20 protein-coding genes, 1 tRNA gene and 2 pseudogenes are annotated in these 21,000 nt (G+C 67.8%); 6 read left to right on the plus strand and 17 right to left on the minus strand.

Annotated features, from left to right (window positions below; genetic code table 11):
* Together HTV45_RS19590 and HTV45_RS19595 are read left to right on the plus strand one after the other, a co-directional pair.
* A pseudogene (locus tag HTV45_RS19590) lies at window positions 1-543 on the plus strand (hypothetical protein); the annotation flags it as partial.
* A gap of 164 nt (window positions 544-707) precedes the next feature.
* Window positions 708-1,253 (plus strand): sigma-70 family RNA polymerase sigma factor, encoded by a 546-nt coding sequence (locus tag HTV45_RS19595; RefSeq protein WP_215207115.1) that lies wholly within the window; start codon window positions 708-710, stop codon window positions 1,251-1,253.
* Between the two features lie 75 nt (window positions 1,254-1,328).
* Here the strand turns inward: HTV45_RS19595 and HTV45_RS19600 are convergent, their stop codons facing one another.
* From HTV45_RS19600 to HTV45_RS19640, 9 genes and pseudogenes are all read right to left on the minus strand, one after another.
* Window positions 1,329-2,339, minus strand: coding sequence for a MerR family transcriptional regulator (locus HTV45_RS19600; RefSeq protein ID WP_215207116.1), 1,011 nt, complete (start codon window positions 2,337-2,339; stop codon window positions 1,329-1,331).
* 983 nt (window positions 2,340-3,322) lie between these two features.
* Window positions 3,323-4,138 (minus strand): hypothetical protein, encoded by an 816-nt coding sequence (locus tag HTV45_RS19605; protein ID WP_215207117.1) that lies wholly within the window; start codon window positions 4,136-4,138, stop codon window positions 3,323-3,325.
* 750 nt (window positions 4,139-4,888) lie between these two features.
* Window positions 4,889-5,314, minus strand: a complete 426-nt coding sequence (locus HTV45_RS19610) for a PIN domain-containing protein (protein WP_215207118.1) — start codon at window positions 5,312-5,314, stop codon at window positions 4,889-4,891.
* On the minus strand, window positions 5,311-5,589 hold the full coding sequence (locus HTV45_RS19615; RefSeq protein ID WP_037676913.1) for a CopG family transcriptional regulator: 279 nt from the start codon (window positions 5,587-5,589) through the stop codon (window positions 5,311-5,313). The genes HTV45_RS19610 and HTV45_RS19615 overlap by 4 nt, the downstream gene beginning before the upstream one ends.
* Window positions 5,590-5,652: 63 nt before the next feature.
* The gene (locus tag HTV45_RS19620) at window positions 5,653-6,549 is read right to left on the minus strand and encodes a phosphorothioated DNA-binding restriction endonuclease (protein WP_215207193.1); all 897 of its coding nucleotides are present in this window, start codon (window positions 6,547-6,549) and stop codon (window positions 5,653-5,655) included.
* A 46-nt stretch (window positions 6,550-6,595) separates the two neighbouring features.
* Window positions 6,596-6,751: pseudogene (locus HTV45_RS19625) on the minus strand (helix-turn-helix transcriptional regulator); the annotation flags it as partial.
* Window positions 6,752-6,993: 242 nt separating this feature from the next.
* Window positions 6,994-7,067, minus strand: a tRNA-Pro gene (locus HTV45_RS19630).
* Window positions 7,068-7,115: 48 nt separating this feature from the next.
* The gene (locus HTV45_RS19635) at window positions 7,116-7,886 is read right to left on the minus strand and encodes a Pr6Pr family membrane protein (RefSeq protein WP_215207119.1); all 771 of its coding nucleotides are present in this window, start codon (window positions 7,884-7,886) and stop codon (window positions 7,116-7,118) included.
* A gap of 55 nt (window positions 7,887-7,941) precedes the next feature.
* Window positions 7,942-8,886, minus strand: a complete 945-nt coding sequence (locus HTV45_RS19640; RefSeq protein WP_215207120.1) for a metallophosphoesterase — start codon at window positions 8,884-8,886, stop codon at window positions 7,942-7,944.
* 104 nt (window positions 8,887-8,990) lie between these two features.
* Here HTV45_RS19640 and HTV45_RS19645 point away from each other — a divergent pair, with 104 nt between their 5' ends.
* Window positions 8,991-9,455 carry a GatB/YqeY domain-containing protein gene (locus HTV45_RS19645; protein ID WP_215207121.1) on the plus strand — a complete coding sequence of 155 codons (465 nt, stop codon included), beginning with the start codon at window positions 8,991-8,993 and terminating at the stop codon, window positions 9,453-9,455.
* A 205-nt stretch (window positions 9,456-9,660) separates the two neighbouring features.
* On the opposite strand, the gene HTV45_RS19650 is transcribed toward HTV45_RS19645, so the two are convergent.
* A complete protein-coding gene (locus tag HTV45_RS19650) occupies window positions 9,661-11,943 on the minus strand; it encodes a transglycosylase domain-containing protein (RefSeq protein ID WP_215207122.1) in 2,283 nt (760 codons plus the stop codon).
* Window positions 11,944-12,372: 429 nt separating this feature from the next.
* Here HTV45_RS19650 and wblA point away from each other — a divergent pair, with 429 nt between their 5' ends.
* Complete coding sequence (gene wblA, locus HTV45_RS19655; protein ID WP_215207123.1) at window positions 12,373-12,711, plus strand: transcriptional regulator WblA; 339 nt, start codon at window positions 12,373-12,375, stop codon at window positions 12,709-12,711.
* A gap of 182 nt (window positions 12,712-12,893) precedes the next feature.
* Here the strand turns inward: wblA and HTV45_RS19660 are convergent, their stop codons facing one another.
* The 7 genes from HTV45_RS19660 to HTV45_RS19690 all read right to left on the minus strand — a co-directional run bounded on the left by HTV45_RS19660 (window position 12,894) and on the right by HTV45_RS19690 (window position 20,238).
* On the minus strand, window positions 12,894-14,312 hold the full coding sequence (locus tag HTV45_RS19660) for an ArsA family ATPase (RefSeq protein ID WP_215207124.1): 1,419 nt from the start codon (window positions 14,310-14,312) through the stop codon (window positions 12,894-12,896).
* 190 nt (window positions 14,313-14,502) lie between these two features.
* Window positions 14,503-15,480, minus strand: coding sequence for an ArsA-related P-loop ATPase (locus HTV45_RS19665; protein WP_215207125.1), 978 nt, complete (start codon window positions 15,478-15,480; stop codon window positions 14,503-14,505).
* 298 nt (window positions 15,481-15,778) lie between these two features.
* Window positions 15,779-16,120, minus strand: a complete 342-nt coding sequence (locus tag HTV45_RS19670) for a winged helix-turn-helix domain-containing protein (protein ID WP_308309712.1) — start codon at window positions 16,118-16,120, stop codon at window positions 15,779-15,781.
* A 138-nt stretch (window positions 16,121-16,258) separates the two neighbouring features.
* A complete protein-coding gene (locus HTV45_RS19675; protein ID WP_215207127.1) occupies window positions 16,259-17,083 on the minus strand; it encodes a phage/plasmid primase, P4 family in 825 nt (274 codons plus the stop codon).
* Window positions 17,083-17,517 carry a hypothetical protein gene (locus HTV45_RS19680; protein WP_215207128.1) on the minus strand — a complete coding sequence of 145 codons (435 nt, stop codon included), beginning with the start codon at window positions 17,515-17,517 and terminating at the stop codon, window positions 17,083-17,085. Before HTV45_RS19680 ends, HTV45_RS19675 begins: the two co-directional genes overlap by 1 nt.
* Window positions 17,518-18,214: 697 nt before the next feature.
* Window positions 18,215-18,424: a hypothetical protein gene (locus HTV45_RS19685; RefSeq protein ID WP_215207129.1), complete on the minus strand. Its 210-nt coding sequence runs from the start codon at window positions 18,422-18,424 to the stop codon at window positions 18,215-18,217.
* 86 nt (window positions 18,425-18,510) lie between these two features.
* Complete coding sequence (locus HTV45_RS19690; protein WP_215207130.1) at window positions 18,511-20,238, minus strand: recombinase family protein; 1,728 nt, start codon at window positions 20,236-20,238, stop codon at window positions 18,511-18,513.
* Here HTV45_RS19690 and HTV45_RS19695 point away from each other — a divergent pair.
* Window positions 20,237-20,413: a DUF4177 domain-containing protein gene (locus HTV45_RS19695; protein WP_103543799.1), complete on the plus strand. Its 177-nt coding sequence runs from the start codon at window positions 20,237-20,239 to the stop codon at window positions 20,411-20,413. The two genes, HTV45_RS19690 and HTV45_RS19695, sit on opposite strands and share 2 nt — an antisense overlap.
* Complete coding sequence (locus tag HTV45_RS19700) at window positions 20,410-20,877, plus strand: RidA family protein (RefSeq protein WP_215207131.1); 468 nt, start codon at window positions 20,410-20,412, stop codon at window positions 20,875-20,877. The genes HTV45_RS19695 and HTV45_RS19700 overlap by 4 nt, the downstream gene beginning before the upstream one ends.
* Window positions 20,878-21,000 lie beyond the last annotated feature (123 nt).

Raw genomic sequence — 21,000 nt, forward strand, 5'->3', positions numbered from 1 at the left:
CAGCCCCAGCCCCAGCCCCAACCTCAAGCAGGAACCACAGGCGCCTCCGCCGACGACCGACGCACCGCCGGAACCCCGCCCCCCGCTCCCCGCCCCAGTGGTCCGGCCGGTCTGGCCGGACACATCACCGGCATCAACGCGTTGGTGTCCGCCGGACGGCTCGACGAGGCGTCCGCCCACGCGACCGCGCTCCGCGAGAGCCTGACGGGTGCCCTGGGCGCCGAACACCCGGACGCCCTGGAGGCGCGGGCGATGGAGGCGTACGTGGCGCACCTGCGGGGTGACCACCGTGAGGCCACGGTGCTGGCCCTTTCGGTCGCCAGGATCATGTGCCGGGCCGAGGACGCCCAGGCGCCCGCGGCGCTGGCGCGGGCGACGGCCGCATGGCAACGGCTGGACGACGAACGGGCCGCGGTCGTCCACGGAGGCGAGCTCTCGCGCCTGTGGGACGGCCTGGACACCCAGGACCGGCTGTCTGCGGAGCACGCGGAACTGGCCGCCCGGGTCCGCGAACAACTGGAGGAACTGACGGCCTACGCCTGACCGGACGCACCACCGAACCCCCTCCCCGCCCCCGCGATCCACGCGGCGTACAACGACCGTCAAACGAATGTGGAACGTGCCCAGTAACACTCCAGACCCCGGAGGCCCCGGCCTCCGTCCGACAGGACGGGATCCGGTCACCCCCCAAGGAGCTGGAGCACACCATGAACGTCACGGTCATCGGATCGGCGAGCGCGGCCTCCCCCGAGGAACGGGCGCTGCGCGACCTCTATCTGGAACACGGCCCTGCGCTGTACGCCTACATACTGCGCATGCTGGGCGGGGACACCCACCGCACCGAGGACATCATCCAGGAGACCCTGCTGCGCTGCTGGGCCAAGCAGAACCTGGTCGACGACGAGGGCATGGCCGTACGTCCCTGGATGTTCCGTGTCGCCCGCAACCTGGTCATCGACGGGCATCGTTCCCGCGCGGCCCGGCCGGCGGAGGTGGGCGGCGCCTCGTGGCTCGCCGAACTGGGGACCGAGGTCGACGACATCGAGCGCATGCTGTCGTCCATCGTGCTCCGGGACGCCCTCGGGACCCTGACCCCCGCACACCGTGAGGCGCTCCAGGCCACCTACATGGCCGACCGCACCACTCAGCAGGCGGCCGCGGTCCTGGGCGTCCCCCAGGGCACGGTGAAGTCCCGCGTCTACTACGCCCTGCGCGGCCTCAGAACAGCCCTGGAGGAGCGGGGCATGAACTGACGAGGACCAGCCCGGCCCCCACGCTCGCTTCCCACCCCTCCCACGCCGGCCCGTCTCGCGCCGCGTACGGACGCGTCAGCGGGACGCCGGCGCCCGCATGGCGTCGGCGATCCAGGCGTAAGGGACGGAGCGGACGTCCTCGTCGGCCGTGGTTCCGTTGATCAGCGCCACCAGGGACAGATACCGGCCGTGGGTGTCGTCGTAGACGGGGCTCTCCGCAGCTCCGTCCTCCTCGGCGAGCTGCTGAAGGATGTCGGGCACCTGCCGGTACCCGTCGGCCATCCGGTTCCGGAGTTCCGGGGTGAGGGAGGCGCCGGACAACGCGGCGGCCGCTTCCATGAAACGGGTGACGGCCCGCTGCGCCCACGGCGACCGCGGGGACTCCCCGGCACGGTGCGCTGCAAGTAGCTCCTCCATGAGCGGTGCCCCGCTCGCGTGGATGAACTCCTGGAAGGGATCGCTCGCCACCGCCCGGGCCTCCGGCGCGGAGTACGTCTCCGTGAGCCAGGTGCGTACCGCGTCACGGAACACCGGGTCCCGCACCAGGTCGGCCAGCTCGATCCATGCCTCGAGCTGCGCGGCCGAAGGGTCGGCGGGGAGCACCGGACGCATCGCCGACAACCGTCGGACCAGCCCCTCAGGCACGTCCAGACCCTCCCCGACGTCGTTCCAGAACGCGTCGATGACCTCTTCACGCTCCTCGTCGGTCATCGAGACGAGCTTGTGCATCAGGCCGGCCCGTGCGGTCGCGTCCCCCTGCTTGATCAGGGTCCTGAGAACCGCCCGCCGCCCCCGCAGGGTGCGCTCCTGACGCTCGACGATCCCCAGGTGCGTGGCAAGCAGCTCGTGCAGGGTCGTACCCCCGTCGAGGAAGCGACGGATCTCCTCCAGATCGGCGCCCAACTCGCGCAGCGTGCACACGAGTTCCAGCCGGGCGATGGCATCGATGGCGTACATCCGGTGCCCCGCCCCGTTCAGCCCCGTGGGCTCGACAAGCCCACTGTCGCCATAGAACCGGACAGCACTCACACTCAGCCCACTACGGCGCGCGGCGTCCCCGATGGGGTACAGCTCATCATCGTTCATGCCACCACGGTCCTACCTCAACCCGCTTGAGCCGCAAGCCCCTGCCGGGATGTGCATCACCGGACGCAGACGACTGGGTCGCCTGCGGGGAACCCGCTCGATCTCCCTACCCGCCGGAACAGGAGAACCCTTCTTGAACCACAACACCGTGATCACGCGTTGGGTAGGGAGCACCAGTGCCTCAGAGTACTTACGGGAAGGGCGCCACATGCCGGACGGCACATCCCAGGCGCAGAGCGCCGGAAACACTTTTGCACCACCGAACCACGATTACCGCGCCTACGTCCAGGTCCCTGCGGAGGAGCGCAACTCCACAGATACCCTGCCGGCCTACCAGCAAGATGGCGATGACAACCGTCCGCCCTCCTATCATACGGCCGACCCATACCCTGCTGCTTCGCAGGAGAACGAGCAGGCCGTTAACACCCGATCCCATTCCGAGCACGGCGGCCAACAACCTCCGGCGCTTTCGGACCTTCGTCGCAGAGGCAGCGACAACGACCCCTCACTACGCGATCGGCTGAGCCTCGCGACCACGCACGGTGTCCTTGGGCAGGGATTCTCTGAATCCCCCCAGCAGATGAGTCCCGTCGACAACCCAATCGGTGGACGCGCCAACGAAAACCGGCCCGCCAGTACCAGCCAAGGGCGGAGGTCAGGGGGATCCGACCCCCGGGCCGACCGCAGTAACCGGACAAATGCCGGACAAATGCCGGGGAAACGCGACGAAGAAGGGGACCGGCACGATGAGGAGCTGAGTCGTAATAGCCGCGCCGGCTCTGCTCCACCGAGGGCCCGCACCGCCGTGGCCAGCGCTGTCGAGCACGTCTGAATCGGGCCCGAAACCGTCGGCATTTCATCGATCCCGGGACCAGGGGGTTGACTTGGACGAAGCTGAGGAAATCCGCAGAATCGGGGATGGTGATGAGGCCGCATTTTGATAGCACGTCCGACGCGATCCTGAGTCGCGTAACCGGAGCGATTCAGCGCCCGCGCCGGGCCTGCTTGCCCGGTGCGGGCGCTTTCGACCGGCCGGGATGGGCGGAAGGGTTCATGTCGGCCCGGGGGGCTTCGGTTGCCGCACGCGGGCCGGAAGGCGGCAGAAGGGCGTTGGCGCTCTGCGCGAGGGCACGGTTCTCGGGCGGGCGCAACGTCTTTATCTGCTGGAACTGCACCGTGACTCCCAGTAGGTGGCTGCTGAACAGTTTGCGCACGTTCTCCCCCCAAGTCGCGACATCCTGGGGAGCCACCTCTCCCCGGGCCTTCACGCTCATATAGCGGCCCGACTTGTCATTCAGGACGACCAGATTTTTCGACGGAAAAGCGTGCAACTCACCACTCATCATGGCGTCCCGCAGCCGGGTTTCACCGCCCTCGGTGAATCCCGCCGCGATCGTTGGGTGCCCCAGCTTATTGATCGCCTGATGGAGATCCGCTTCCGTAGGCTCCGTCATACGCTCCTCGGGATTTTCCTTCGCCCTTCGCCGTGCCGCTTCCTGCATGCCAGTCAGCAGCCTGTCCCGCTGTGCCTCAGGAAGAACAGTGAGGATTTCCTCACTGCCCAGCATGACGACAGGCTCTTTCCTCTTCTCGCCGGCCACCTCACGTTCGGCCTCAACAACCGAGTAATGCCAGACGGCCCCTTCCCGTCCCTCCGTGATGAAAGCACTCGGGATATCCTCGAGTGGCGTCCACAGCGGATTGAGGCGGACCTTTCCGTTGTCGTCCGTCTCCTGCGGCCTGGAATCGGTCTTCTTCGGCGGTACCGGCCGACCGAACGGATAGTCCTGCTCCGGCATCAGAGCCTCCTGCATCCTCGGTACGTTCGTGCCCATCGTCGAATACATCGTGCGACAGGTGAACTGGTGATACGGCGAGGAGAACGCAGAAGGATACCTGCCTGAACACCTCTCCTCCGCCGGAACGCCCCGCCGAAGCACAGGGCCGGCTGCAGTTTTTCCACGGCGTAGGCAATGCAGGAGACACCGATTTCTGCGAGCCGGACGGCCGCCCGGCCGGGCAGGTCGGCGGGCGAACCCGGCGTCGCGTACGAGCGCGGCGACGCGAGCAGTCATCTCGCTGGAGCGCAGGCTGAGGCGGGACAACACCCGCTGTGCCGGATCGAGTTCGTCATCGGCCGAAGTGGACCGGACATCGTGGTGGACACGCTCGGACTGCTGTTGGCCGTGACGGTCACGGCCGCGTCGGTGACCGACCGGGACGCGGCCCGGGACCTGCAGCCTGCGGAACCTCCACCCGCTGTCGGGCCGCACGCTCCCGCTCCTCCAGCAACCCCATCACCGACGGCACCCGGCACCTCCCGAGGAGACAACAAGACATGCCCTCACTGCCGCACGAGAACCGGATATGCCTGACCAGCAAAAACGCAGTCATCATGCTCGGAAAGACAACGGCCTTTGAGAGCCCGGTCAGGTAGGGCGATTGACGCGTCTGTCCTGGCCAGGATCCGGGGCTTGAAGCCGTGCGGGATGTCCCACTCCCGGGCTGGTGCCATCCCAGCTGCGGGCCCTTGAGGGGCGCGGGTAGGGTCACACCTTCTTGACGACGATGGTGTCCGGGACCAGCTTCTCCAGGTCGTCGACGTCCGAGGTGAAGATGGTGACTTGTCCCTTCTGCTGTCGCGCGATCACGGCGAGCACGGCGTCGATCGCGTACTTGTGGCCGTGCAACTTGGCGTCGGCCAGGAGACGGCGGGCCTGGCGGGCCTCGTCCTTCCCGATGTCGGCGACCTGGAGCCGGGACAGTACCCAGTCCCAGCGCTGTTCGGTCGTTCTGCCGTCGTACGCCTCGACCAGGGTCATTGGCGACGTCACCACTTCGGCCTCCCCTCGCGCCGCGAGGTCGAGCCAGGCGATCATCGTCCGATCACCGCGCACGGCCAGGGAGAGGGCTTCACAGTCCAGGACGAAGACACGGAGCGGCCTCTGCCCGTGCTCACCAACTCGCTTCTTCACGCAGCCTCTCCGGCGTTGTGTTGTCCGGAGGCGCGGCGCCGCTCGTGTTCGGCGTCGAGATCCTCCAGCTCGTCGAGGGCTGCCACACGCTCGTCCTCAGTCACGGGGCCGTGTTCTTCCTGCAGCCAGTCGACCAGTTCCAGGAGCCGGTCCCGGTCGCGCTTGAAGCGCAGCGCCTCGGCGACGTACGCCGACAGGCCCCGCTCGGCCGCGTCCGCGCGGATCTCGTCCAGGAGATCCTCGGGGATCGTCACGGTTACCTTCTTCGTCGCCATATAAGAGACCATACTCTTGGTATCGCACTCCTTACCATTGGGGCGCGGTCGACGATTCGACGGTCAGGTGGCCGTGGCGGGACGCGGGCTGCCGTGGAAGACCTGGCTGGTGTGCCAGGAACGGTGGATCGCGGCGACGGGGTGGGCGCCGGGCTGAGGTCCGACGAGTGGTCGGTCGGCGAGCGCGATGACGTGTTCGCGGGCGGCGGGGCTGTGGCCGACGAAGCGCTGGGAGACCAGGATGCGGTGGCTCTCGCCGACACCGAGGACGCCCTTGTCGAAGAGCTTGTGGTGAAGGGAGCACAGGCACAGTCCGTTGTCGACGTCGTCGGGGCCGTCGAACGCCCACCAGCGCACGTGTGCGGCCTCCAGCCCGACCGGCACCGCGCCGATCCTGCCGTCGTAGCCGCAGAAGGCGCACCGGTACTCGTAGGCCGTCAGGACCCGCTCCCGCATCCGGGGATCCCGCCGCCTCCGCACGGCGGCCGAGAGCTGTCCGGTCTCCGCCGGCTCCAGCTCCAGGCCGACAGATTCGCACAGGTCGGCGTGGAGCGAAGGCGGGAAGTGCAGGTCGAGCAGGACTCGTGCCATCCGGCCGAGTAGCTCCGGCTCACGCCGCAGCGCCGCCCGCAGCTCCGGCGCCAGCCGCCCAGCGGCCTCCGCGGCCCGCAACTCCCGCACCCCGCTGCCGGGGCTGCCCGGTCCGCGATCGGTGCGCACCTCCCACACGCCGTCGCTCACCAGGTGGTGGAACGGGTAGGCCGGAGTCGTCCTGTTCGGCGGACCGTACTCGGTCAGCAGCCGCTGCAGATCCTCCTCCACCGCGCTGTACCGCAGTTCGCCAGCGGCATCCTGCTGGAACCGACCGAGGGCGTACAGCAACAGCAACGGCTTGTGCGGAGCGCGGGTTCCGCTTCTGGTCCACTGCCTCAGTTTCGCGGTGCGCTCCAGCCAGTCCATGACCGGCGATCGTAGTCGCGCCTCGTTGATCAGCGATCTACGCATGTCCCTCGCTCTCCAGGCGGCCCAGCGTCCCGACGGCGATGCCTGCCTCCTTCGCCAGCCGTTCCCGCGTCCACCCACGGTCTTCCCTTAACGCACGTACCCGCTGGGCGAGCGCACGGGCCCGGTCGTGAGAAGGGGCTGAGCGATGACCTGCCATATGCGGTGTTCCTCACGACCGTTGGGGCGGCCCGCACGGTATTACTGGTCAGCTACGAGCCCGGGATTCGCGAATGCGCAGGTCATGGGGCGCGCGGGCGCCGCTGTTCCTGCGGCACTGGAGACTGCTCCTGGGAGAAGCCGACCAAGATCTTCCCCCAGATTTCTCCCAAGCGATCTCCAGGAACCACTCAGGGGCCCGACCCGCTCTGCGGATCAGGCCCCTGACCTGGTACTTCACTGTCGGGGTGGCGGGATTTGAACCCACGACCTCTTCGTCCCGAACGAAGCGCGCTGCCAAGCTGCGCTACACCCCGATTGTCGCTGCTGTCGCGGCGACGACGTTCACTTTAGCCCACGGGTGGCTAGAGACGAAATCCGGTTTTTGAGGGGCGGCGGACCGGGTTCGGGCGGGCGTGGTCCAGGGCCACCAGGAGGACGGCCAGGGCGTAGAAGGAGAGGCCGACGAGGAGGGCGTTCGCAAGGACGCTGCGGTAGCCGTGGCGGGCGACGTCGAGGAAGGGATAGAGGTAGCGGGACGGTGAGCCGGGGAGGAGTTCGCCGCGGGCGAGGGTGAAGGCCAGGTAGGCCAGGGGGTAGAGGAGCCAGGTCGGGGCCCGGCGCAGGTGCATGCGGGCCGGCGGGGAGAGGAGCAGCCAGTCCAGCAGTGCGGCGATGGGAAGCACCGTGTGCAGGGTGTGGGCGGCGAGGAGGGCCGGCCAGGAGGGCCCTGCGGGCGTGGTCGTCATCGAGAAGCGGGGGGTGGCGTCCGCGAGGAGCAGGTGGTGGACGAGGGCCGCCATGACGATGTAGAGAAGGGCGGCTCCGGTGACGGCGCCCGGCAGGGGGTGGCGGGCGCACCACGCGCGGCGGGCCGAGGCGAGCATGACCACGGCCAGCACGGCCGCGCTCTGGATCGCGAAGTAGCTGAGGACCAGGGCCGGGCTGCCGAGGAGGATCTCGACCAGCACCGCGCCTGTGGCCGTCAGCGCCAGTATCAGGCGGTACGCCGCCGCCACCGGACGCCGTACCAGCGGTACGACGGCTCGGGCGGGGACGGCGGAGGGCAGCAGCCGGGTACTCGTACGCGGGAGGGCGGGGAGGTCCGGGATGTCCCTGGGTATCGGGGCGGTCATGCACCCCAGCGTGCGGCGAGGGCTGGCGTGCGGCGATGTGGGTGGGCCGGACGGGTCAGCGGGCGGCGCCGCCCTGGTCGCGGTCGACGAGGGTGAGCAGTGTCGCCTCCGGGGGGCAGGCGAAGCGGACCGGGGTGTAGCGGCTGGTGCCGCAGCCCGCCGAGACGTGCAGGTAGGAGGTGCGGCCCTCCGCCGTGTGGGTGGAGAGGCCCTTCACGCGGTCCGTGTCCAGGTCGCAGTTGGTGACCAGGGCGCCGTAGAAGGGGATGCAGAGCTGGCCGCCGTGGGTGTGGCCGGCCAGGATCAGGGGGTAGCCGTCGGCGCTGAAGGAGTCCAGGGCGCGCAGGTAGGGGGCGTGCACGACGCCCATGGAGAAGTCCGCGGCGGACGAAGGGCCGCCCGCCACCTCCGGGTAGCGGTCGCGCTTGATGTGCGGGTCGTCCAGGCCGGTCAGCTCGATCGAGGCGCCCTCGGTCTTCAGGGTGCCCCTGGTGTTCGTCAGGTTCAGCCAGCCCGCGGAGTCGAATCCGTCCCGCAGGTCCTCCCACGGGTTGTGGACCGCGCCGACCACCGGCGGGTTCCCGTTCAGGCCGTGGCGGCCGTGGAGCTTCTCGACCAGGTAGCGGCCGGGGTTGCGCGGTGTGGGGCCGTAGTAGTCGTTGGAGCCGAAGACGTACGCGCCCGGGAACTCCATCAGGGGGCCCAGCGCGTCGAGGACCTCGGGGACGGCTTCGGGGTCGGACAGGTTGTCGCCCGTGTTGATCACGAAGTCGGGGCGCAGACCCGCGAGGGAGCGCAGCCAGCGCTGCTTCTTGCGCTGCCCGCCGACCATGTGGATGTCGGAGACCTGGAGTACGCGCAGCGGGCGCATCCCGGAGGGCAGGACGGGGACGGTCACCCGCCGGAGGCGGAAGGAGCGGGCCTCGAAGCCCGCCGCGTACAGCAGTCCGGCGGCGCCGGCCGCCGTGATTCCGAGGGGGATTCCGTATCGCGCGCGCATGGTTCCATCGTGTCAGACCGCGGATCGTCCCCGCGAACACCCCTGGTGTCGGGGGACCTTAAATGAGCAGGCGTCACCCGTCCCGCACCTGCGACAATCACGTCATGACCACGCTCAAGTCCAAGCTGCACGGCGACCTCAACGCCGCGATCAAGGAGCGCGACGAGCTCCGTTCCTCCACGCTCCGTCTGACGCTCGCCGCGATCACCAAGGAGGAGGTCGCGGGCAAGGAGAAGCGCGAGCTCTCCGACGACGAGGTGCAGAAGGTGATCACCCGGGAGGCGAAGAAGCGCCGTGAGGCGGCGGAGGCCTTCGCGCAGGGTGGGCGCCCCGAGCAGGCGGAGCGGGAGGAGGCGGAGGGCGAGGTGCTGGCCGCGTACCTGCCGCAGCAGCTGTCCGACGAGGAGCTGAACTCGATCGTCGCCCAGGCGGTGGCGGAGGCCAGGGCGGCGGGCGCGGAAGGTCCGCGGGCCATGGGCGCCGTGATGAAGATCGTGAACCCGAAGGTGGCCGGGCAGGCGGAGGGCGGCCGGGTGGCGGCCGCGGTGAAGAAGCTGCTGGCCGGCTGAACCCGGTTGCCTCGCCCGACACCCCGACACCCCGACACCCCGACACCCCGATACCCCGGGATCTCGAAGGTCTCGTCCGCGGTCGGGCCTGAGGTATGCCCTGAGGTCAGACCTCCCGTCACCGCGGTGAACGAACGGCTCCTCCCCCGCATATGCGGGGGAGGAGCCGTTCGGCGTAGTGGGGCGTGCTGCTGGGCCGGACCGGTCAGTCGCGTCCTCCGGGCCCGTTCCCCGGGCCCCGGATGAATCCCTCCGGGATGGAGAAGGTCGGGTCCGGCTCGGCTCCACCCGGGCCGCCCCCGCCGTTCTCGCCTCCGCCGAGCAGGCCGCCGATGAGACCGCCGTCGCCGTTGTTGCCGTCGTCGTCGCGGTCACCGTCGCCGCGGCCACGGTCGCGGTCCTTGTCGTCGGGGTCCTCGGGCTCCGGGATGTCCACGAGGTTGAAGGACGGGGACTCCTTGCCCGACAGGGCGCCGGTCATGGCGTCCTTCCAGATCGGACCGGGAACCGCGCCACCGAACACCAGGGGGTGGTACCGGCCGCCGATCGTGATGTCCCTCATCTCGACCTCCTGCGAGGCGCTGCCCACCCAGACGGCGCCCGACATGTTCGGCGTGTACCCGGCGAACCAGGCGTTCCTGCGCTCGTCCGTCGTACCCGTCTTGCCCGCGTTGGCGCGGTCGCTGAGGCCGGCCGCCTGGCCGGTACCGGAGTCGATCACACCCTGCAGCAGGGTGTTCACCGTGTCCGCGGTGTTCTCGCTCATCGCGCGGGAGCACGTCGACTTCGGTACCTCGAGCGACTCCCGCTTGTCACCGACCTTCTGGGTGATCGACTCGATGGCGACCGGGGTGCAGTACATGCCTCGGGAGGCGAAGGCGGCGTACGCGCTCGCCATCGTCAGGGGGGAGAGACCGGTGGAACCGAGGGTCATGGAGGAGGGGACCTCGGGGACCTTGTCCCCGTTGCCCTGGACCACGTCGAGCTTGTCGAGGAGGGTCACCACCGGGCACATGCCGATGTCCTCGATCATCTGCACGAAGTAGGTGTTGACCGACAGGGCCATCGCTTCCTTGAGCGGGTACGGGCCCACTTCGGCCTCGTTCTCGTTCTCGAGCTTGTAGCCGCCGTCGTTCACCCAGGGCTTGTCGCAGCCGCGCACGGTGTCGGGGTACGGCATCTCGTACGGGGCGGAGTAGCTCTGGGTCGGGGGCTTGCCCTCTTCCAGGGCCGCGGCCGCCACGAACGGCTTGAACGTCGAACCCGTCGGGAAGCCGAAGTTCGAGCCGCCCCAGGCCTTGTCGACCGAGAAGTTGATCTCCGTCTCGTTCTTGCCGTAGCCGTACGGCTTCGACTGGCCCATCGCGACGACCTTGCCGGTGCCGGGCTCGACCAGCGTGCTCGCGGCGGCGACCTTGTCGGACTGGTAGACGTGGTCCTTGAGCGACTTCTGCACCGACTTCTGCGCCTGCGGGTCGAGCGTCGTACGGATGGTCAGGCCGCCCTGGTTCCAGATCTTCGCCCGGTCCTCCCGGGTCTTGCCGAAGACCGGGTCGCCGAGGAAGACCTCCATCACGTACTTGCAGAAGAAGCCCGCGCCCTTGGACGCCGTGATGCAGCCGCTCTTCGGCTTGCTGATGTCCAGGCCCAGCGGGCTCTGTGCCGCCTTGTCGGCCTGCTCCTGGGAGACGTCGCCGACCTCGGCCATCCGCTGCAGGACGATGTTGCGCCGCTTCTTCGCCTCCGTCTCGTCGTTGACCGGGTCGTAGCGGCTCGGTGACTGGACGAGCCCGGCGAGGAGGGCGGACTCCTGGAGGTTGAGATCCTTGGCGGGCTTGGAGAAGTAGCGCCGGGCGGCGGCCTCGACGCCGTAGGCCTGCTGGCCGAAGAAGGTGATGTTCAGGTAGTTCTCGAGGATCTTCTTCTTGCCCAGTTCCTCCTCGACCTGGATCGCGTACTTCAGTTCGCGGATCTTGCGGCCGATGGTCTGCTGGGTGGCCTGCGCGACCTTGGTCGGGTCGTCGCCCGCCTCCTCGACGAAGACGTTCTTCACGTACTGCTGGGTGAGCGTGGACGCGCCCTCGGAGACCTCTCCGCTGCGCGCGTTGCTGTTGAGGGCGCGCAGGACGCCCTTCAGGTCGACCGCGCCGTGCTGGTAGAACCGCGAGTCCTCGATCGCGACGATCGCCTTCTGCAGGTACGGCGAGATGTCCTCGAGCTCCACCACCGTGCGGTCGCGCGAGTAGACGGTGGCGATCTGGCCGCCGTCGGCATCGAGGATGGTGGTGCGCTGGCTCAGCGGCGGCGTCTTGAGATTGGCCGGGAGCTCGTCGAAGCTTTCCACCGACCCCTTGGCCGCCAGGCCCAGCGCGCCCACGGCGGGCAGCGCGATGCCGGCCATGACGGCTCCTGCGAGGACACTGACACCGAGGAACTTGGCGGCCTGCTGCGTGGGAGACAGACCACCGCCCGAGCGCTTCTTTGGCATGGGAGCAGCCTACGTTCTCATTCGCCGGACAAGCGTAAATGCCTTGGCCTAAGCTGCACCCAACTGTCACAGCAGTGAGGCCACCTATCAATACGTCCGGCGACCCCGAATCGTTCCGGACCTCTTCGACTTTCTTCATATGAGTTCCGTCGGAGGGTGTTGAGCTCGTGTCCGGATCCACCTCGTGTGTCACGTGGTGCCCGTTGTGACTCAACTGAATTGACCCTGGACGCCCCCTTTGTCGCGCATGTCGCCCCCTCACTCCCCCGGGTGATCTGCCGCTTACCCATAGTCCGTTCGGACCATTCAAGATTGGGCCCGCTGGGGGTGTTGCGCTGTGCCCGCCTTCCGTAACGTCCTCAACTGGCGGCGGTGAATATGCCGCTGCCGCCGTGGGGGAGCCTCGATTCGGGAGAGGACGGCGCCGGTATGGGCTGGGTTACCGACTGGAGTGCGCAGGCTGCCTGCCGCACTACCGATCCGGATGAACTGTTCGTTCAAGGAGCAGCGCAGAACAGGGCCAAGGCGGTGTGCACCGGATGCCCGGTGCGTACGGAGTGCCTGGCGGACGCGCTGGACAACCGCGTCGAGTTCGGCGTATGGGGAGGAATGACGGAACGTGAGCGCCGCGCGCTGCTGCGCCGGCGGCCGACCGTGACCTCCTGGCGCAGGCTGCTGGAGACAGCGCGCTCGGAGTACGAGCGGGGGACGGGTGTCGTGTCCCTCGACGACGACGAGGTGTACGAGAGCTACGCCGCGGTCGGCTGAGGGCCCTCCAGGGGTCCTTGGTCCGCCGGGTTCCCGCGCGAGGGGCGCGCAGGTCCCAGCGAGGGCGCGCGGGTTCTCCAGCGCGGGGCGCGCGGAGCAGACCCCGGAGAGGGGCGGACGACATGCGCGTATGCGCCGGCAGTGGGTGCGCGAGGGTCCGGTAAGAGGTGCGCCCGGACGTTTCAGGGCGTTTCGGGCAGCTCCGGCCGGTCGGCCGCGAGCCGGTCGCCGATGTCCCGCAGTCCTGTGAGGTCGTGCACATCGCCGGGCAGCGCGGCCACCTCGGTCACCGCCACCTCGGGGTGGAGAGCGGTGAAGCGGTCGCGCGTGCGCTGCTCGCGCGAGAGCAGCCGCATCCGTTCGGCGTGCAGCCTCAGCAGGCCCGCGGTGAGCCTTTCGACGGTCCGCTCCGGTGCCACATCTGCCTCGGTATCGTCCGCCTCGGTGTCGTCCACGGCGGCGGGGGAGCCTTCCCCGGGGACGTCCTCAGCGGGTGATCCGGGGTCCTGAGCCGGAGCCCCGGTCGTCGCGGATGAAGCGGGAGCTTCTGAACTGCCGTACGTGTCGGGAGAGTTACGAAGACCAGCTTTCCCGCCCTCCTGATCCACAATGCGGGAGTCCTCAAGATTTTCCGCAGCCGACAGCGCCCGCTCGGCCGACAGCCGGTCCGCGCCGCTGCCGTGCACCCGGTTGAGCACCAGACCGGCGAGCGGCATGTCCTCCGCGGCCAGCCGCTCCACGAAGTACGCGGCCTCGCGCAACGCGTCCCGCTCCGGGGCCGCCACCACCAGGAAAGCCGTCCCGGGTGCCTGAAGCAGCTTGTACGTGGCGTCCGCGCGCGTACGGAACCCGCCGAACATCGAGTCCATCGCGGCCACGAAGGTCTGTACGTCCTTCAGCAGCTGACCGCCGAGCACCTTGCCCAGCGCGCCGGTCATCATCGACATCCCGACGTTCAGGAACTTCATCCCCGCCCGGCCGCCGGCCTTCGCCGGGGCGAGCAGGACGCGGATGAGCTTGCCGTCGAGGAAGGACCCGAGCCGCTTCGGCGCGTCCAGGAAGTCCAGCGCGGACCGGGAGGGCGGGGTGTCGACCACGATGAGGTCCCACTCGTCCCGGGACCGCAGCTGGCCCAGCTTCTCCATCGCCATGTACTCCTGCGTGCCCGCGAAGCCCGCCGAGAGCGACTTGTAGAAGGGGTTGCCCAGGATCGCGGAGGCCCGGTCGGGGTCCGCGTGCGCCTCGACGATCTCGTCGAAGGTGCGCTTCATGTCGAGCATCATCGCGTGCAGTTCGCCGCCCGCGGAGTCGTCGATGCCCTTCACCCGGCGCGGGGTGTTGTCCAGCGAGTCGATCCCCATGGACTGGGCGAGCCGGCGGGCCGGGTCGATGGTGAGGACCACCACCTTGCGTCCCCGCTCGGCCGCGCGCAGCCCCAGCGCGGCCGCGGTGGTCGTCTTGCCGACGCCGCCCGAGCCACAGCACACCACGATCCGGGTGTCCGGGTCCTCGAGCAGCGGGTCGATGTCGAGCGTGCGCGTGGGGGAGATGTGGTGACGGGCCGGGTCGTGGGTCTGCGCCGGTTCCGGGCGACGGCTCATGACTTCCCCTGCTTCCGGTGCTTCCGACTCGTGACGGGGGTGGTGCGGGTACGGGCGGGGGTGGTGCTGGTATGTACGGAGCCAGCGCTCCTGAAACTGGTGCTGGTGCTGGTACGGGCGGGAGCGGTGCCGGTGCCGGTACGGGGGTGACGGAAGCGGGTGCGCGGCCGGGGCGCGCGGACGTGACGGGTCATGAGACGTCCTGTCCGCGCAGCTTCCTCGCCAACGCGTACAGGCCGGCCAGATCCATGCCCTCCGCGAGCAGCGGAAGCTCGTGCAACGGCACCTCGAGGTCCGTCAGCACGGCGCGCTGCTCCGTCTCCAGCGCGTACCGCTCGGCGTGCTCCTCCGCCTGCGCGAGCAGCGGATCCACCAGCCGCTCGGCATGCCCGCCACGCCGCGCGCCGCCAAGGCCGGCGGAGGACAGTGCCCGCGCCACAGAGGAACGAGGGACCGCCGCCACGAGTTCCAGCGCCGCCGCGTCCAGTACCTGCGGCCGCACCATGTTCACGATGACGCGGCCCACCGGCAGCCGCGCCGCGCGCAGTTCCGCGATGCCGTCCGCGGTCTCCTGGACCGGCATCTCCTCCAGCAGCGTCACGAGGTGCACAGCCGTCTCCGGCGACTTCAGCACCCGCATGACCGCCTGCGCCTGATTGTGTATCGGGCCGATCTTGGCGAGCCCGGCGACCTCGTCGTTGACGTTGAGGAAACGGGTGATGCGGCCGGTCGGCGGCGCGTCCATCACGACGTAGTCGTAGACGAACCGGCCGCTCTTGTCCTTGCGCCGGACCGCCTCGCACGCCTTGCCGGTCAGCAGGACGTCCCGGACGCCGGGGGCGACGGTGGTCGCGAAGTCGATCGCGCCGAGCTTCCTCAGGGCCCGGCCCGCGCTGCCCAGCTTGTAGAACATCTGGAGGTAGTCCAGAAGGGCCAGTTCGGCGTCGATGGCGAGTGCGTACACCTCCCCGCCACCCGGAGCGACGGCGATCTTCCGCTCCTCGTACGGCAACGCCTCCGTCTCGAAGACCTGTGCGATGCCCTGTCGGCCCTCGACCTCGACGAGAAGCGTCCGCTTCCCCTCCGTGGCCAGGGCCAACGCGAGGGCGGCGGCCACCGTGGTCTTGCCGGTACCGCCCTTGCCACTGACGACCTGGAGCCTGCTCACGCCTTCGAGCCTAAATGCTCGCCGCGCGGCCCGGCGGCCGAGGGTGCCGGATCCCGGACGTCGCGCCCCGCGCGGTGGGGGCGCCGACGGCCCCCGGCGGGTGCGTACGCGGGTGTCGCCGGGGGCGGTGGGCACGTGTGGCCGCGCGGGCGCGCGGGCGCGCGGGTGCCGCCGGGCGGGTGAGCGGTGCGGGGCGGTCAGGGGAACCGGCCGCGCGGAACCGGAGGCGGCAACGGCTAGAGTCGGCCGCATGACCAAGTGGGAATATGCGAACCTTACGCCATGAACGATGGCACGGCTAGTCGTGACTCTGACCAGTGCTTTCGTTCGATGACGGAGCCTCAGCAGCGAAGTACCCGCGACCGCTGACCACGTAGACCAGACCATCCGCGCGGAGGCTCGCCAGCGCACGGGATGCAGTCGACTGCGACACGTCGAACTCAGCGGCCAGCGTCACCGTGCCAGGCAGACGCTCCCCAGGTCGGTAGGTGCCAGCAGCTATGCGCCGGCGAACCTCGGCAGCCACCTGAGGCCAATGCGGCTGAGAACGATCAATCTCCACATAGTCAGCCTGCGAGCAATTCAGCCGACGCGCTATCGACGTAGTCAGGTACCGAGGTAGTCTCGGCAGGGTAGGCACACACAAAATCGGCCCGCTCCGCTGACTGGTGAGAGAGCAGCGAAACGGGCCTAACCGGTAAGGAGATACCGGCTATGGAGGACTCTAGTCGTCCCAGGTTCGTCGGGACTGACCAGTACAGCGGGCACAGCATTTACATCAGCGCACAGCCGGGCGGCAGCCTCGAAGCCATGGCGGACCGCACAGCGCTTGAGACTGGCGCAGTCCTGAGCGCGCTGGTGGGCGAAGTGCTTGCACAGGGCCAGGCGAGTGACAGGGAACCGTGACAGCATGGTCGCCCAGCAACTCGCGCAGGGTGGTTAGCAGTGTCGATTTGCCATTGGCTCCGGCGCCGAACAGAACGGCGAAACACTGTTCCCTGGTGCTGCCCGTAATACCGTAGCCCAATAGCCGCTGAACGTAGCCGGGCAGTTCGGGGTCATGAGCGAAGATTTCAGCGATGAACCGTTCCCATCGCGGAGCCTCTGCCTCAGGGTCATAGGCGACGGTTACAGCGCGCGTGATTCGCTGGCCAGGCTCACCGGCGCGTAGCTCACCCGTGCGCAGGTCGATTACGCCGTTTGGCGCTGCCAGCAAGTACGGTTCGCTGTCCCATTCGCCAGCGAAGCGCACTTCGGGCAGACCCTTAAGCATGTCAACGACGTTGTCCCGCCGCTGGCGCGATCCCAGATACTTCCCCTTGCGCTGGTCCCGCTCGCTGCGCCGTAGGTCGCGGAGCATGCTCTGTACGGTCGCTGTGACGTCGTCGCCCTCAGCGTCTGCATGCCAGTGGTGGGCATCAGCGGGGAAGGTATGCCAGCCACGTGAACGGCTGTAGGCGAGATTCCCGCTGAACCTGTTTTCCAGCGCGTGAATGGCTAGGTCGTCATCAGACTGGCTGCCGATAGCGTCGGCGCTGGACTCTCCCTGTAGTCGCTGAATGGCTTCTAGCAGCGACTGCGCGTCGATATTGCCCAGGTCCATCACAGCACCACCCCAGCCTTACGCAGCACCGTAGCGATGCAAGCAATTTCGTTTCCTAGGTTTTCCTTCACGCGCTTTTCCCGGGCGCCCAGCGGCTGCATGCGCTGATGTTCCGCACGTAGGCGCCGGTATTTGCTCCGCAGGACGAACAACTGCCCGTAGACGTATTCAAGTTGCCAGTTGACCGGTTCCGCCGGATCACACAGGACGTAGCCGGGAGTGTGGCGAGTGTCGCGCGGGTCAACCACCTGATGCCGCTTAGCCACATAGTCAGTGCAATGCGCTGAGCGGTGCCCCAGCATGGCCCCGTGACTGTGCTGGGTCCTACAGTAAGGACATGTGATGGTCCGTGACTCGCCAGCGCGCTTGCCGTTCGGGTAGTAGTCGGTGACCAACTGCGCTGATACGCGAGGCTGATAGGTGTCGAGGTTCATTCGGTGCGCCCTCTCCGATCAGCCAGCGGTATACGTGCGGATCGTTGGCACAGCCAGTCCAGTAAGCGCACGGATCTGTTCCTGTGAAGCAACAGCGCGAGCGGCCGGCATAAGTTCGCGCAGCTCGCGCTCTGCTGTGTGGAGTTCGGCACGCAGCCGGATACGTCGGGCGCCAATCTCGCGCAGTCGTGCCATGACGTCGTCCATAAGGGGTCCCTTCTAGCTGTATGTCGTTCGGGCGAGAGGCCAAGGGAAACCCCCGCCGGGCACCAGGACCAGACGGGGGTTACCTAGGGCGCACCACACCCAGAGGACGCGGTAACGCTGCCCTCTATCTAGTACCTGTCGGGCCGATCTCCTGTTTGGCGTTTCCGCAGGTCACCGCACAGGGGTGAGCGCGTACGGCGTACAGGGATGTAGTAGTGCTGTAGTGCACCCGTTCCCGGTTTAGCCCTATACACGTTAGAGGAAACTGGGATTAGGTACAGAAATACACTTCTACATAAAAGCCCTGGTCAGAGTCTTTTAGTGACCTCTCCGCTGTGTAGTTGGGCGCGATGCGCCATAACAATGCGTAGCCCAGCGCTCGCGCACAGTAGGCAGAGCCGTAGATGCCTCTCTGACGACAGCAGAGCGCCCCGCCGGGCAATCCCTGGGAGAATCGCTCAGAGGGGCGCACAGAGGCTGTAGCGGGGGCCTACGGCGTAGCCTGCGCCAGTGCCTCCGGGCTACCGCACAGGGCCATCTGAAGCGCTTCATACTGCCGTATCCGCTGGGCAGTCAGAACGCTGGTGTCTCCGGCGAACTGCGCGGCATACAGCGTGTCCAGCCGGCGGGTTATGTGGCGCCACTCAATGGCCGCTTCTGTCTGCCGCCCGAACCAGTGCGCATGCTGATCGTCGTGCATAATGTTGTCTTCCCTCTGTAGGGACACCAGCACGGTCTATCCGCCAAGATCCGGCCGTGCTGGTGCCAACTGCCTGCGTTAGTCGTTCAGACCCAATCGATAGTCACGCGCGGCTCAATGACTGCCGCTGCCTTATTCCCTCGACTCTTCTCGCTGGGCAGTGCCTTCCGCACAGTGATCCGCTTGACGAACAGCGCAACAAAGCTGCGGCGATCTTCCAGCGAGGCACTTGCCCACCACGTACCGGGTCCCAGCGGATCGCCGTTCCACTCAGGGCCGTCACTGGCGCACCATTCATGGATCGGCAGCGTCAGCGTGCCTTCACGTCCTAGCGTTTCAAGCCTGGTGTCAGCGGCAGTTACGCGCGCCTGTTGTGTGCGCACATCGTTCGCCCAGCGCTGGCGTCCAATTTCGTCACCCCGGTACAGATCTGCGTCGTCGTAAAGCTGTGTCAGCGCACGGGTAGCGTCGGCCCGTTCCTGCATCACTGCGCGCCGCTCCTGCGCTGTCTCAGCCGTTTCGTGAATCTCTGCGTAGTGCGCCGCAACACGGGTCAGTACCGCGCGACTGTCGTCGTCGTACTCAGCGGCTGCGATCACTCCGAAGATGCTGCGCACTACGTAGTCGTCCAGCGCGCTGCGGCTTATGTAGCTACGCCCCAGATGATCCCCGCGCATGTCGCGCAGAGGCTTGCCCTGGGGGCGGTTACAAAAATAGCTGGGGCGCTCGCTGTTGCTAACGCTCATGGTGTAGCCGCAGGCACATGACATGATTCCCTGGCTGGACAGGAGAGCCGTGCTGCGGGGCGCGTTGGTACGTACGGGGCGCGCGTCCAACCACTCTTGCAGAGCGAACCATTCGGCTGGTGGCAAGATAGGTTCCCAGGTTTCCAGCGGACGACCATCAGGATCGCGCCGAATGCGCTGGCTAGTGGCTCGTCCCGTGGTGTTATAGACAGTGTCAGAGTCGAAGCCAGCCAGATGCGGGTGCCGCAGTATGGTGATCAGTGTCTTGGGATGCCATGCGCTGTTCGCTGATTTCTTACCACGCGCGGCGCCCAGGGTTGGCACAGCCTCAGCATTCAGGCTCCGGCATACGGCGCCGATTGAGCCGGGAACCTCCTTGCCGCTGGTTACGCTGCCCGCACCCTCTTGGATCATCTTCCAGACTCGTCGGATGACGTCTGCCTGCGCTGGCTCAACATCGAGCAACTGGACTGCAACAGGCTTACCCTCGGCGGTAGTTCTGATTTCTTGCCGGAAGCGTCGCCCGTAAGGCGCCTTACCACCGACATAACCACCCAGTGACCGCGCCAGTGCCGCAGCGTCGCGTACCGCAATGCTCTTGTTCTTCGACTCCTGGTGCGCTGCGTCCAGTCGAAAGATTAGGTGGATTAGATCCATCGTGTCGCCCGGACGGAACATGCCCTCAGTGGTGGACACGATGGTGACGCCCAGCGACAGAAGTTCGTTCACGATGGGGATAGCGTCGCGCGGTTCAAGTCGAGACAGGCGACTGATGTTGTAAACGATCATAACGTTCACGCGCCCCATGCGGCAGTCACGCAAAAGGCGTTCGAAGTCTGGGCGCTCCGTACCGCTGTAGGCACTGACGCCTACGTCTTCGTAGTGGCCACACCACGCAGCCTCGCGCCCCTGGTGCGCTGACTCCTTGGCGAACAGGTCGAACCGCGCGTGGTTGGCAGCGCGCTGGCTCGCTGGTGACGTCTCACTGCCGTTGACTCGCCCGTATGACTGCCGCGTATAGCCTGCGACGTGAAGGTTCATCCCCGTTACCACCTTTGGAGTTGTCATGGCGGAACCGTACCGTCGTTCGTGGGAATACGCGACTGTGCCACTGCTTGTCCACGCGACGAAGCAGATTCTGGACACCTGGGGCGAGGACGGCTGGGAGCTCGTCCAGGTCGTGCCCGGGCCGAACAACCCCGAGCAGCTGGTGGCCTACCTGAAGCGGGAGAAGCAGGCGTGAGCGCCGTCGAGGCGAAGCTGGCCGAGCTGGGTCTGAGCCTGCCGGAGGTCGTGCCTCCGCTGGCCGCCTACCAGCCCGCCGTGCAGTCGGGGCAGTACGTCTTCACCGCCGGCCAGCTGCCCATGGTGGACGGCAAACTCCTGCTGACCGGCAAGGTCGGCGCGGAGGTCACCCCGGAGGAGGCGAACGAGCTCGCACGCACGTGCGCGCTGAACGCCCTCGCCGCGGTCAAGTCCGTCGCCGGGGATCTGGACCGGGTCGCCCGGGTGGTGAAGGTCGTGGGCTTCGTGGCCTCCGCGACGGACTTCACGGGTCAGCCCGGCGTCCTCAACGGCGCGAGCGAACTGCTGGTCGAGGTCCTCGGCGACAAGGGCGTCCACGCCCGCAGCGCGGTGGGCGTCGCGGTACTGCCGCTGGACGCGCCGGTGGAGGTCGAGATCCAGGTGGAACTCACGCAGGCATAGGCCGATCGGCAGCGGCGCCGGCGCGCGCGGGCAGTGGCCTCGCGGGACGCGGGCGCCGCTGGGCGAGAGGCCGAGAGGCCCGTCGGTGGCCGGGAGTCTCCCGCCCGCGCCGCTGGGCGGGCC

Origin of the sequence: Streptomyces sp. CHD11 (genome assembly GCF_018638295.1) — a bacterium.
Taxonomy (GTDB): Bacteria; Actinomycetota; Actinomycetes; order Streptomycetales; family Streptomycetaceae; genus Streptomyces.

Bases quoted from the DNA above. Each gene is read 5' to 3' on its own strand.
- HTV45_RS19605 (WP_215207117.1), bottom strand. From the start codon at position 4,138: ATGCCGGAGCAGGACTATCCGTTCGGTCGGCCGGTACCGCCGAAGAAG.
- HTV45_RS19615 (WP_037676913.1), bottom strand. From the start codon at position 5,589: ATGGCGACGAAGAAGGTAACCGTGACGATCCCCGAGGATCTCCTGGAC.
- HTV45_RS19595 (WP_215207115.1), top strand. From the start codon at position 708: ATGAACGTCACGGTCATCGGATCGGCGAGCGCGGCCTCCCCCGAGGAA.
- HTV45_RS19650 (WP_215207122.1), bottom strand. From the start codon at position 11,943: ATGCCAAAGAAGCGCTCGGGCGGTGGTCTGTCTCCCACGCAGCAGGCC.
- HTV45_RS19660 (WP_215207124.1), bottom strand. From the start codon at position 14,312: ATGAGCCGTCGCCCGGAACCGGCGCAGACCCACGACCCGGCCCGTCAC.
- wblA (WP_215207123.1), top strand. From the start codon at position 12,373: ATGGGCTGGGTTACCGACTGGAGTGCGCAGGCTGCCTGCCGCACTACC.
- HTV45_RS19695 (WP_103543799.1), top strand. From the start codon at position 20,237: ATGGCGGAACCGTACCGTCGTTCGTGGGAATACGCGACTGTGCCACTG.
- HTV45_RS19635 (WP_215207119.1), bottom strand. From the start codon at position 7,886: ATGACCGCCCCGATACCCAGGGACATCCCGGACCTCCCCGCCCTCCCG.
- HTV45_RS19685 (WP_215207129.1), bottom strand. From the start codon at position 18,424: ATGCACGACGATCAGCATGCGCACTGGTTCGGGCGGCAGACAGAAGCG.
- HTV45_RS19640 (WP_215207120.1), bottom strand. From the start codon at position 8,886: ATGCGCGCGCGATACGGAATCCCCCTCGGAATCACGGCGGCCGGCGCC.
- HTV45_RS19675 (WP_215207127.1), bottom strand. From the start codon at position 17,083: ATGGACCTGGGCAATATCGACGCGCAGTCGCTGCTAGAAGCCATTCAG.
- HTV45_RS19620 (WP_215207193.1), bottom strand. From the start codon at position 6,549: ATGGACTGGCTGGAGCGCACCGCGAAACTGAGGCAGTGGACCAGAAGC.
- HTV45_RS19690 (WP_215207130.1), bottom strand. From the start codon at position 20,238: ATGACAACTCCAAAGGTGGTAACGGGGATGAACCTTCACGTCGCAGGC.
- HTV45_RS19680 (WP_215207128.1), bottom strand. From the start codon at position 17,517: ATGAACCTCGACACCTATCAGCCTCGCGTATCAGCGCAGTTGGTCACC.
- HTV45_RS19600 (WP_215207116.1), bottom strand. From the start codon at position 2,339: ATGAACGATGATGAGCTGTACCCCATCGGGGACGCCGCGCGCCGTAGT.
- HTV45_RS19645 (WP_215207121.1), top strand. From the start codon at position 8,991: ATGACCACGCTCAAGTCCAAGCTGCACGGCGACCTCAACGCCGCGATC.